This is a genomic window from Albidovulum sediminis (assembly GCF_025380365.1).
GTDB classification, from domain to species: Bacteria; Pseudomonadota; Alphaproteobacteria; order Rhodobacterales; family Rhodobacteraceae; genus Albidovulum; species Albidovulum sediminis.
On sequence record NZ_JAOCQF010000001.1, the window covers coordinates 35,444 to 46,476 of the forward strand.

Annotated in this window: 11 protein-coding genes; all 11 read left to right on the forward strand. The window is 61.6% G+C overall.

Translation table 11 applies throughout. From position 1 onward, the window contains the following. The first annotated feature begins 70 nt into the window (after positions 1 to 70). Complete coding sequence (locus N5I32_RS00200) at positions 71 to 628, forward strand: DUF3768 domain-containing protein (protein WP_261493381.1); 558 nt, start codon at positions 71 to 73, stop codon at positions 626 to 628. A gap of 375 nt (positions 629 to 1,003) precedes the next feature. Further along, positions 1,004 to 1,354, forward strand: a complete 351-nt coding sequence (locus tag N5I32_RS00205) for a helix-turn-helix transcriptional regulator (protein WP_261493382.1) — start codon at positions 1,004 to 1,006, stop codon at positions 1,352 to 1,354. Next, complete coding sequence (locus N5I32_RS00210) at positions 1,341 to 1,823, forward strand: hypothetical protein (protein WP_261493383.1); 483 nt, start codon at positions 1,341 to 1,343, stop codon at positions 1,821 to 1,823. Before N5I32_RS00205 ends, N5I32_RS00210 begins: the two co-directional genes overlap by 14 nt. A 390-nt stretch (positions 1,824 to 2,213) precedes the next feature. Further along, a complete protein-coding gene (locus N5I32_RS00215; protein WP_261493384.1) occupies positions 2,214 to 2,930 on the forward strand; it encodes a DUF932 domain-containing protein in 717 nt (238 codons plus the stop codon). 1,732 nt (positions 2,931 to 4,662) lie between these two features. Further along, the gene (locus tag N5I32_RS00220) at positions 4,663 to 5,316 is read left to right on the forward strand and encodes a hypothetical protein (protein WP_261493385.1); all 654 of its coding nucleotides are present in this window, start codon (positions 4,663 to 4,665) and stop codon (positions 5,314 to 5,316) included. A gap of 7 nt (positions 5,317 to 5,323) precedes the next feature. Next, positions 5,324 to 5,515 (forward strand): hypothetical protein, encoded by a 192-nt coding sequence (locus N5I32_RS00225; protein ID WP_261493386.1) that lies wholly within the window; start codon positions 5,324 to 5,326, stop codon positions 5,513 to 5,515. Between the two features lie 15 nt (positions 5,516 to 5,530). Continuing rightward, positions 5,531 to 5,890: a hypothetical protein gene (locus tag N5I32_RS00230; RefSeq protein ID WP_261493387.1), complete on the forward strand. Its 360-nt coding sequence runs from the start codon at positions 5,531 to 5,533 to the stop codon at positions 5,888 to 5,890. Beyond that, positions 5,887 to 7,965 (forward strand): type IV secretory system conjugative DNA transfer family protein, encoded by a 2,079-nt coding sequence (locus N5I32_RS00235; RefSeq protein WP_261493388.1) that lies wholly within the window; start codon positions 5,887 to 5,889, stop codon positions 7,963 to 7,965. Before N5I32_RS00230 ends, N5I32_RS00235 begins: the two co-directional genes overlap by 4 nt. 20 nt (positions 7,966 to 7,985) lie before the next feature. Beyond that, positions 7,986 to 8,855, forward strand: a complete 870-nt coding sequence (locus tag N5I32_RS00240; protein WP_261493389.1) for a replication-relaxation family protein — start codon at positions 7,986 to 7,988, stop codon at positions 8,853 to 8,855. 432 nt (positions 8,856 to 9,287) lie between these two features. Next, positions 9,288 to 9,521 (forward strand): hypothetical protein, encoded by a 234-nt coding sequence (locus tag N5I32_RS00245; RefSeq protein WP_261493390.1) that lies wholly within the window; start codon positions 9,288 to 9,290, stop codon positions 9,519 to 9,521. 116 nt (positions 9,522 to 9,637) lie between these two features. Beyond that, entirely contained in the window at positions 9,638 to 10,225 is a 588-nt protein-coding gene (locus N5I32_RS00250) for a hypothetical protein (protein WP_261493391.1), read from the forward strand. Positions 10,226 to 11,033 lie beyond the last annotated feature (808 nt).

Genomic DNA, 11,033 nt, shown 5'->3' on the forward strand with positions numbered 1-11,033 from the left:
CCTCCGGACAGCTCTTCTCCCAGCATCGCCTTTCGCCGGGCGCGCCCGACATCCTGTCGGACGGCCGCCCATGCGGAAGGAGATGATCATGGGAGCGGCAACAGATGCAGCGGTAGACGTGTTCGCCGACATCGGCACAGTGCCGGTATGCAAGGCCTGTGGGTCGGAACGGGTGGTGAAAGATGCCTGGGCCTGCTGGAACCCGAAGTTCGGGCTCTGGGAACTGGAGACGGTCTTCGATCATGAGCACTGCCACCGGTGCGAAGGCGAGACAACCTTCGTCTGGCAGCGGATCGAGGCGACCCCACGGCGGCGCATCCGGGAGTTGAATGACCGGATGCGCACCATGGGCCAGGGTGTCGGGTCGGTCGTCGTCACCGCAGGCGTCACGGCGCATGGGCCGGATTTCCTGCGGCACGTTGTCGAGGCCGTCGAGAGGTTTGACGGCTTCGATGATGACAACGATCCCTGGGGTGAACATGACTTCGGTTCCGTCGAGGTCGAAGGTCGAAAGGTCCTCTGGAAAATCGACTACTATACCCCCGAGCTCACCACCGGATCGGAGAATCCGGCCAACGAAGGTGAAACCCACCGGGTGCTGACCATCATGCTCGCCAGCGAATACTGACGATCCCGCCCTCCCTGCGAGGGCGGTTTTTCCTTTTCGAGACCGGAACGGGGTACACCGGACGATACAATGAATGGGCGGTGGCACATGCCGGAAAGCAATCCGCCGCCGACTAGCATTTCGCTCGGGGTAACCGGTATCCTGATCCTCGGAACGGGTGAGGCTATGCTCCCTGGAATACCCACCCGATCGGTAGGACGTGGCCCCGGAAAGGTTTCACCTTTCCGGGAGACGGTCACGGGCCCTGCCGGTCCGGGTGGGACAGGTTCCGGGGAGGATGGCGGACATTGAGAATGGGCAAACTGCGCCTCCTAGAGAAGGATGCGGCGGCCGGACTAGACTGAGCGCGTTATCAGTTCTTAGCCAAATAGCTCTATGAAATCACAATTTGCCCTCGACCTGCGCGTGGCGCGGCGGAACGCGGGGCTGACCCAGCGCGATTGCGCCATTCTACTATCCATCCAGGCATCACGGTTCTCGGAGATCGAAAGCGGCAAGTGCCTGCCCCGGCTCGCGGAAATCTGCGCGCTGTCGCTCATTTTCGGACGGACCTTCGAAAGCCTGTATGGCGTCTTGTTTGACGGCGCGCGGGACGCCTTGCGGAAGACCATCCTGAAGCTGCCAGCCGATACCCGTGTCTATGTCGGCACCAAGAACCGCGACCACACGATCGAACGCCTGGCGGTCCGCTTAGCAGAGGAACAGTACAGGCATGACGGCGTTTAGACTGCTTGCGGTCGCGGCAACGGCGCGGCACGTCGCCTATGTCTTCTTCGTTGGCGAAAAGCTCGCGGACTGGGCAATTTCCGACCGGGCGAGTGAAACCCCTGAGGCAGCACGGCAGGCGGTGGCGCAGTGGATTGAAGACCTCGACCCGCGCGCGGTGATTTCCGAGCGGGCTGATACCGCGCGTCGCAAGGCGGAGAGCACGCGTGCGCTTTTCGCGTCAATCAGCGAGGCAACGACGCAGCGCGGACGGCTCCATGTGGCGGTGACACGGGTACAGGCCTTTCCGAACAAGTACGCCGAAGCCGCTTTTCTTGCTGCTCGCTACCCAGATTTGCTGCCTTGGCTCCCGGAGAGGCGCCGTTTCTACGAGAACGAGCCACGCAATACGATTCTCTTCGAGGCAGTGGCGCTCGCGGACACCGTGCTGCGCAATCCGACGGCCGAACTGGCCCGCGCGCTGGGCTGAGATCGTCAAGCGGATTGATCCAACGGAACCTGAACTGGAACCGACCGAGCGGAACGCGCCTCCAGCCATCGTGGTCATCAAGACTGGGGCAAGGCGAAAGGTGCCGGAGGATGCCCACATTGCAATTTGGAAGTCGGCGCGGCCGGCGCGGAACCTGTGGTCGTCTACTCAGGATGGCAAGGCGTCGACGATTGCCCCGCAGCGGGCGTGACGGGGAAATTGGCAGAATGGCAAGTTCCACCGCCTGGCGCGTTTTCAGGGCCTAATGGTACTCTTTTGCTGGATGTTCCTTTCAATGGCGGCGCTGAACCCGCGACGTATCGGCCTGCGTCGGCGGCGATCCCGGTCTGACGGCAGCATCCGCTTCAACCCAAACCCCAGGAGAGACCCATGACCCTCATGCTGCATGCGGGCGGCGAAGCGATTGCCTTCGACGACCTGCGTACGCTTCCGACGCCAGACCCGACGGCAAGCCACGTGCCGGTGCCGCACCACGCGGTGGTGGACATGGTGCGCTACGCACTCGGCTTCTTTGGCCACGAGTTGCTCGAAGAGCACCACGCGGTGACGCCCGACGGGATGAACTACTTCGGTGTCCTGTCGCTCCGCTCGCCCCACGGGGATTACACCGACATGGTGGGCTTGCGAAACAGTCACAAGAAGCAGTTTCCGATCGGCATTGCGATCGGCTCGCGTGTCTTCGTCTGCGACAACCTCGCCTTCAGCGCCGACCACGTGATCCGGCGCAAGCATACCGCCAACGCCAAGCGCGACCTACCGGGGCTGGTGGCGGCGGTGATCGAACCCTTGGGCGCGCAGCGCCAGGCGCTGGCCCTCACCTACGCTCGATACAAGTCGCTCGCCCTGTCGGACGAACACGCCGACCAGGCTATCATGGCGATGTACCGGCTGGGGATTATCAACCTGACGCGCATCGGTGATGTCGTTCGCACCTACGAGGAACCACCCCATGACTGGGGCGGAAAGACCCCGTGGCGGCTTTTTAACGCCACTACCTATGTGCTGACCGGTCGGGTTGCGGAAAACCCCGCAGCGACGCGGCGCCTGCATGAGGTGATCGACGGAGTGTGTGAGCGGTTAACGTGATGCAAGTCCTTGCCAAGGGGCCCCGGTCGGGGCCCTTTTCCTTGCCGTCCGCATCGCTGCCTGCGCGCATCCAGGCGGCTGATTTCGCCTATAGAGATCTGGGCCGGCGCAGGTGGTTGGCGTTCTTCCTGTCGACCGGTTTGTGCGTGCCCCGGCGATATACCCGTCGGACGGCCACCGATCGTGTTTTCCGGCCGCCGGCGGCAGGGAAACGAAGATCTGGGCAAGAGGGGACGAGCGGCGCGACCCTTCCAAATGTTGGTGACGGCAGAGGCGAGCGAACTGATCCGTTTGATCGACGCCAAAGGCCAGACGTGGCTGGTCCTCGATCCCGCGGAAAATCAGATCTGGTTGGCCGGCAGTCCGAAGGAAGCAGTTGTGCTGCTCGGGATCCTCCCGTCCGACCGGATGAGGATCGTCCTGCACGGCGTCGGAACGAAGCAGGATCAAGGCGACATCCCGCTTGCGGGGTGGGGGACTGGCCTGCCAAGGCCGCTTCTGGTTATATCAGCATTGGATCGAATAGGTGCGACGGGCCGGGAGGCGCAGGGTGGAGGACGGGCAGGTTAGCGAAAGCAAAGGTCAGATTAACTGGTCGCGGGGTTGGTTGAGGCTGTGGGTTGCCGCCACGCTCTTGTGGTTTGTGGTGATTGCGGCGGTCATCCTCGTGGCGCCGGAGGCGGCATGGCGTTTGCGCGAACCGGGGACAGTGACCATTGCCGCCCCAGCTTGCAGGTCAGGTCAAGCGTCCTGCCGGCCCTGGGAGCGGAACTGGGATGGGTTTGATCTTCCAGTCGGATCGGTCGTCAGGGATGGAAATGTGACGGCTCCGAGAGACTTCGCTGCGGGGCGCGTGGCCTTTGCCGCGCTGGGCCCTCCCGCCGCGGTATTTGCCCTCGTGGCGCTGTTGGCTTGGGTCGCCGCGGGTTTTCGAAGCAGCGCTCGCCAGCAGTAGTTGAGGTTCGTAAGATTGGTCCCGGTTCTGTTCCTCTCGTGTTGCCTTGGCATGATACGTCCGCTAGGCCGGCAGCGTCGCACCCCCGCTCGCTGGCGGTGCGGTGTCGGAGGCGGAGAAGCGTAATCGACCGCCCTCCCACCTGGGGGCGGCCGAGCGGTTGGCACGTCGTGAGGCCTGCCCCGGGAGGTCAACCCGCCTGCTGCCGCTGCTTCTGCTTGCGTGTCACCAGCTAGCTGATGCCGAAGCCATCGGAAGCGAGGGTCACGGCGGAGCGGGTTTCGCCGTCCCTCCCCTCAGAGGGCCCATCACGGATAGTGCCCACGGTACGGACCAGATCTCCGGGGCGACATTGTCCCTGGCCCATTGGATGACGTTCTGGTTGCCACGGAATATCTGGGGGCGGCGGTCAGCATTCAGTAGAACGCAAGCTGTTCCGGCCGGGGCCAGATGCCGACGCGCCCGAGTGATTTATCCCCCATAGGGACCCCCAACCCCTATGGGGGTCCGGTATGGGGTGCCATACATGAACGCCTTGATCCACCACGGAACACCGAACTGGGTTCCTGACGCGTGACTTCATCTGCCTTCGCAGATCAACCGCAGCACATCTCGCGCCTGCCTGTCACCCGTCCGAGCTGCACCACCGTCCGAATTGTTCTTTTCTTCGAACCGGTGGTCGGACTAGCATCCACGCCACAAGAAGAGTCTTGAGGTCTCGGCAGCTGAACCAGCAACGGCGCAGATGATGGCGCTGAATTCAAGGGGGATGCGGTGATGGAATACTTCTTTGCGCGCTTGGTTCTTGGCCTGCTCGGTCTCGCGAGCCTCGCGCTGATCGTCATCGGGATCTTTCTTGCCGTGTCCGGCGTCGGGATCGGCGCTGGGGCCGTGATGCGGAGCGGCTACGCCGACGCTGTGCCGGCATCGCTTCTCGCTGCGATTCCCGGCATGGTCATCACGCTCATCGGAGTTTTACTGATGGCCGTCATCGATCATTTCTCGGCCACGCTCGATACCGCGACCTATAGCCGGAAGCTGCTCAGGATCGCCGAGGAGCAGCTCAGGGTGTCGAAGCAGACGCTGAAGCTCGGGGAACTTGCCCAAGCAAGTTACGCGGGCGCGGGGAGCGGATCCCGCGAACATCCCGGTGCACAGAATGGTGCGCAGCCGCGCGGTCTCCTGGGGTTTCTGGGCAGGAAGGGAGGAGCGGCAAGTCGGGCCGCGTTCTCGCCAGGATCGCCCGCCGCGGTCGAGTCGGTGCGGTCTGAACCGTCGGGTGAAGCAGGGACCCGCGGTGGACGCGACCTGGCGTCGGATGCACCTGGCCAGATCGAGGCGGCGGGACACCAGGAACTGCGCCCCACACTGACCAGCGGTCTGGTGGTGCCAGCAACAGCCCGGACCGTCGATCCCGATCGGCGCGCGTGAGCCGGATATGGGCTGCCTCGGCGTCCTCCTGATCGGCTTCGGCATGCTATTCCTGGTCTATGGGCTTGCCGCCTTCTGGGTGCCGCCGGTCGCGGTTCTCCTTCTCGTTCCGGGGGTGGCGCTGCTGCTTCTGGGCCGGTTCCTGCGTCGAAAAGCGCGAGAAACCCGAGTGCGGCGCGAACTCGGCGACCGGTGGTAGCGGGGTGGGCGGCGGATGCGGATCAAGATCACCCATCATGACGTGTCCGAAGGGAGGCTCTTCCGCCGCACCCTCCACGAGGTGCGGCTCACTGTCGATTTCAGCCACGAGGAAAGGCAGATCATCCGTCAGCGCGGCCTGATGGAGACCAGGATCATGGACCGGCGACCCGCCGACGCCCGCGAGGATGATCCGGACGAGTGGTATGAGTTGCGGGTCCGGCACCTCGTCGAGCGCAAGCCCGACCGCTTCAGATGCGCGACACCGTCAGATGCCAAGACTTACGAAGAGGCGCTGGTTGACGCGCTGCGCCTGGTCAAGCTCTGGCTCAGCGACAATGCCGAACCCGGCAGCGGGCGGGTCATCGAACTATGATGCCGCGCAACCCTTTTGACCTCATGGGCGACGCGATGGTTGTGCTGATCCTGGCCATCATCGCGCTTGGCATTACGCTTGCCCTGACGCCACTGGTCCTCGTGGTGGTGCCATTCTGGGTCGGCTATCGCCTCTGGCGCCAGAGCCCCTACCGCGCTGAACGCGCCGCCCGCCGCGAGACGATCGCGCTCTATCGCCATGCCAAGCGCGGCCGTGTCCGGCTCAGCTCGGCAGAGATGGAGGCCGCCCTCACGCTCCGTTTTCCGCCGGACGTACCCGACAGTCTGCGGCTTCAACTGGTCGCGATTGGCCGGACCCTCTTTGCCGATGAGGGTCTTGATCCGGAAATCCCGCCGCCACCAGCACTGTGCAACACCGTGGAGGCCGCGCGCTATCGCGACATGCTCGCGCGGATCGGCCAGGCCCGTGGCGACCGCACCATGTCGCTCTCGGCCCTGGAGATCATCTCGGACGCTCTGGCGCCGATCGCCCATGCGGTTCCGCCGTGCGAGGGCGATGTGCTGGTCGAGGTCACCCAGTTCACCCATCCGCTCGGCCAGACCGTCCAGGATGTGATCGCGCCCTTCTTCCGGGACAATGACTACCGGCATTTCAAGCGCCTGCGGGACCGTCTCGACGCGAACCTCGCCGCTACGCATCGCGGCAGCCCGGTCTTGCCCGTCGACTACAAGGGCGCCGACATTGTCGACACCTATCTGCGCGGGACGCCTTTGAAGGATCTGTTTCGCCTGAAAACGCCCTTCACCATCCCCAAGGATCGTCGTTTCGAGCACATGCATATCGTCGCGGGCTCCGGTCACGGCAAGACCCAGACACTGCAATACTTCATCGCCAGGGATCTTGAGGAAGTAGCGCGTGGCGACAAGACCGTCATCGTCATCGACAGCCAGGGTGATCTCTTGGGCACGATCCTGCGCGCCAGACACTTGCCGCCGGAGCGGATCGTGCTCATCGACCCTGAGGATATCGGCTGGCCGGTCAGCCTCAACCTGTTCTCGGTCGGCCAGGAACGGCTCGAAAATTACGAACCGCTCGAACGCGAACGGCTCACCAACTCCATCATCGAGCTTTATGACTTCGTCTTGGGTTCGCTCCTCTCCGCGGGCATGACCGCCAAGCAGAACGTGGTCTTCCGTTACGTCACTCGGCTCATGTTCCATATTCCAGACGCTACCATCCACACGCTCCGCGACCTGATGGAGCCGGGTGGCACCGAGAAATACCGTGCAGAGATCGCCAGGCTCGATGGCACGCCGCGACGGTTTTTCGAGACCGAGTTCGACAGCAAGGAATTCGCCACGACCAAGACACAGGTGCTGCGCCGCATCTACGGTATCCTCGAGAACCAGACCTTCGAGCGCATGTTCACCCACCCGGTCTCGAAGTTCGACATGTTCGACGAGATGAACGCGGGCAAGCTGATCCTCATCAACACCTCGAAATCGCTCCTGAAGGAGCAGGGTACGGAAATCTTTGGCCGCTTCTTCATCGCGCTGATCGCCCAGGCCGCACAGGAGCGCGCGACGCTGCCCGACTGGGATCGCCTCCCGGTCATGGTCTACATCGACGAGGCGCAGGACTATTTCGACGAGAATGTCGGCGTCATCCTGAGCCAGGCACGCAAATACCGGGTGGGCATGGTGATGGCGCACCAGTATCTCGGCCAGCTTTCCTCCGGCCTGCAGGAAGCCGTTGAGGCCAACACCTCGATCAAGCTCGCCGGTGGCGTCTCGGCGCGCGATGCGCGGGCGCTTGCCGGGCAGATGGGCGCCGATCCGGACCTCATCCAGCGTCAGCCGCGCGGCACGTTCGCCACTTTCGTGCGCGGCCTTACCGAACGTGCCGTGCCGATCAGCATTCCGTTCTTCACGCTCGAAAAGCTGCCGAAGGCGACACCGGGTGAGATCGAGGCGATCCGCGCGCACAGTCGTGGGACCTACGCCCAACCATGGCGGAACCTGCGGGAGCATAGCGTGCCAGTGGAGAGCCAAGATGCTGACAAAGCAAAAGAAATTTCTGATCGAGATCCAACAATCCCTTCGCCGGAACTCTAACTTGGGCTAACCTATGCGGCATGAAGCAGAAAGACAGCCTCGGCCGCGCCACCTTCCACTGCATTGCGCCACTGCCGGATGTCCGTCCGACGCCGCGCGAGATCCGGTGGTTCAAGCATATCGAACGCCACGGCCCGCAAAACTCCGATTATCTCTTCGAACTTACGCGCGGAACCCATCGCTGCAAGGACACCGCGCTGCGGCAACTGCAGAAGCTTCGGGCCGGCGGCTACCTGTGCCTGCCGCCACAGCAGCGGGTGATCGAACGCGCGGAGTTCCAGCCATACATCTATGACCTCGCCCGGAAGGCGAAGGACCATCTGGCTGGGATTGGGGTCGCCGAACCGTCCGTCCGTCCGACGGGTCCCTGGTGGCACAGCTACCTGGTCTCTTGCGTCACAGGTTCGATTGACATCGCCGCCGCGCGGGCCGGTGTGCGGTACATCCCGGCGCAGGACATCCTCGACATCAGGGAGGCGACACTGGCGCTCCCGTTCGGCCGTCAGAGGCTCATTCCCGACCAGATCTTCGCTCTCGACTATGGTGGCCGCTACCGGGCCTACACGCTGGAGGTGGATCGAGGGACCGAGCCCATCACGTCAGCCGGTGTGCGCAAGAGCCTTGCAGCCATGGTACAGCAGTATCGAATCATGTTGGCGGCCGATCTGCCCGCCCGCCATTACGGGCTCAAGGCTACGCTGCTCTGCCTCTTCGCCTTTCAGAGTTCCGGTCGGGAAACGCTGTTCCGGCACCTGGCCGAGCGCGAGGCGGACAGGTACGGCGACCGGTTTCTCACTGCGGTGATCCCGCCGGGATGGAAGCCGCTGGCCGTGCTCGCAGAAGGACCCTGGCAGAGGCCGCGGAGGGCACCGGTGTCACTGCTGCGTTAGGATCGCTTGGTCATGATGCTGCCGTCGGCACCTACGTCGGACACCATAGTTCATGTCTGCCGAACGCCGGCCGCTCTGTGGCCTGCTGATTGCTTTGAATACAGGTTTGTTGACGCACTCGGCGGGAATGGCAGCGGGCAGCGGGTCGGTTTCGCCCCAGACCAAGGGTGCAGACCAGGTAGAGTTGCGGTCGGCGGCGTGGGATGGAATTCTAACATATTGGAAGTTCAACAGTTTGTGACCGAGCGGTGCCGAAAACAGCAACGTCGAGCGGGCGCTAGGAAGCGCGGACGGAAACAATCGGATTTCCAATAAATGCCAGATTGACGCGGGAAGGGATTGCTGAAAGCCTTACCCGCGGTTGCATCACCGGCGGATTGAATGGGCATTGGACAGCGCATTGGAGGCGGCGGGCATTTGGAGACGGCCGGGGTGAAGACGGCAGCTTTGACCAGCGCGCGTGGCGATGGGAAGCTGACCGCGGCGGATGCGGGTTTCGCGCAGTTCCGGGTGCTGGTGACGAATGGCGACGGGACGAAGACGGCCCGGACGCTCACCGAGCTGGGCATCACCGAGATCAACCTGACCGAGGATGCGACGCGGATAGTGTTGCCGGACGGTTCGGTGATCGAGTTCGAGATGATCCCTAAGTGTTTCGCTGCGTAACAATATGAGCAAGGATAGTAAAATTACCGAGTATTGAGAACAGGTATTTCAAGAGTGGTGATGGAGTATCAAGATTCTATTCTCGGAAAACATGGACTAACACATCGGTGACATGAATGACTGTTGAGAAAAATGAATCGAACGTTCGAATGGTGTCGCATCTGGTACTTGTGCCGCTATATTTACCCGCATTGACCTCCTTGATCAGCTTTCTGTTGTTCGGTGGTTTGTGGTGGCCAGTTTCTGATTCTGTTCGTGCTCGAAGAATCGTTCCAAAACTTATAACAGAACATGCGGAAATCTCTTCTTATTTTACGGAACACGCTGCAGACACGTACTCTGTTACTTACGTGAACTATCTTTGCTTAGCTATTTCATCCTCCGTGTTGATTCTTATGTATTTTTTCAGGCGAATGTTTGCTCAGCGCATATTGCATGATAATAACGCGGACCGAGATTATCCATCAGTGCGATTGAAAGAGAATCCGATCAGGCGAACTTTTGTTCTTGTCGTAGCCACAAGTCTTGTTGCCATTCTGGTTTTTTTTGTGCCACTAGCATTTTCACCTTCAGCCGGAATATCTGAATTGCGCTCTCTGTTGGGACTCTACTTTTTATCGTCATTTTTATGTTCATTGCTTGCCGTGATGATCTTGTCAACACTTATATACTCTTTCCACTTAGCGTTGCCCCTTGCAGAGTAAGGATAAGAACATGACTGATACTTGGCAATCAGGTTCTACGCTCAACCAACTTACCGCGGCGGATAGGTTATCTAACCTAGATCAAGTTAATACTGGAATTGAAGCGACCACGGGCGCATTTGGATCGGCTTTAGATCAGTCACTTTCAAAGTATCCGAATGCACCAACAGTGTCGAAGTTGACCGGCGGAGCAATTTCAAAAGCCGCAATAGGTCTTGGTGCCGTGCTGGAAGGTGGGGAGGTGATAGCGGCTGCAACCGATGGCGACCCAAACACGCGAGTGGGCCAGCAGATTGCGGGCGGCGTTGTATCAGTGGCCACGCCAATGGCGGCGTCTTGGGCGGCATCTGAAGGTGGCGCATATTTAGGAGGGGTCGTCGGATCATTTGTAGGACCGGGTGTCGGCACAGCTGTGGGGGCAGTGGTTGGCGGCGTGCTCGGGTTCGCGTCCGGTGTTGCAGCATCTTTGTATGCAGAGGGCTGGGTAGAAAGCCTTTGGGAAACGCCAACGCCCACCACAGACGCTTACCGACGCTATAAAGAAGATAGAGAGGACTTCGTTGACCAATGGGGGGCTGGGGATCCAGACCTTTCGGAGTTCGACCGGCTCGGTAACCCTCTTGGGCCCAACCGCCCTACCTACGGCCCCAATCCCGGCCAGATCACGCTAGGCGAGACGACCCTAACAGGAATGCCGGTGACAGAGGTTGTCAACACTCCCGCCGGTCCCCAAACCGTCTGGAAGGGATCGCACTACAACCCGCCTACGGGAGGTGGTGGCAACAAGAACTCGAGCGGCGGTGCGGGC

Excerpts from the sequence above, each read along its gene's own strand:
- N5I32_RS00250 (WP_261493391.1), top strand. The coding sequence starts at position 9,638 with ATGACTGTTGAGAAAAATGAATCGAACGTTCGAATGGTGTCGCATCTG.
- N5I32_RS00235 (WP_261493388.1), top strand. The coding sequence starts at position 5,887 with ATGATGCCGCGCAACCCTTTTGACCTCATGGGCGACGCGATGGTTGTG.
- N5I32_RS00220 (WP_261493385.1), top strand. The coding sequence starts at position 4,663 with ATGGAATACTTCTTTGCGCGCTTGGTTCTTGGCCTGCTCGGTCTCGCG.
- N5I32_RS00240 (WP_261493389.1), top strand. The coding sequence starts at position 7,986 with ATGAAGCAGAAAGACAGCCTCGGCCGCGCCACCTTCCACTGCATTGCG.
- N5I32_RS00210 (WP_261493383.1), top strand. The coding sequence starts at position 1,341 with ATGACGGCGTTTAGACTGCTTGCGGTCGCGGCAACGGCGCGGCACGTC.
- N5I32_RS00205 (WP_261493382.1), top strand. The coding sequence starts at position 1,004 with ATGAAATCACAATTTGCCCTCGACCTGCGCGTGGCGCGGCGGAACGCG.
- N5I32_RS00215 (WP_261493384.1), top strand. The coding sequence starts at position 2,214 with ATGACCCTCATGCTGCATGCGGGCGGCGAAGCGATTGCCTTCGACGAC.
- N5I32_RS00200 (WP_261493381.1), top strand. The coding sequence starts at position 71 with ATGCGGAAGGAGATGATCATGGGAGCGGCAACAGATGCAGCGGTAGAC.
- N5I32_RS00230 (WP_261493387.1), top strand. The coding sequence starts at position 5,531 with ATGCGGATCAAGATCACCCATCATGACGTGTCCGAAGGGAGGCTCTTC.
- N5I32_RS00225 (WP_261493386.1), top strand. The coding sequence starts at position 5,324 with ATGGGCTGCCTCGGCGTCCTCCTGATCGGCTTCGGCATGCTATTCCTG.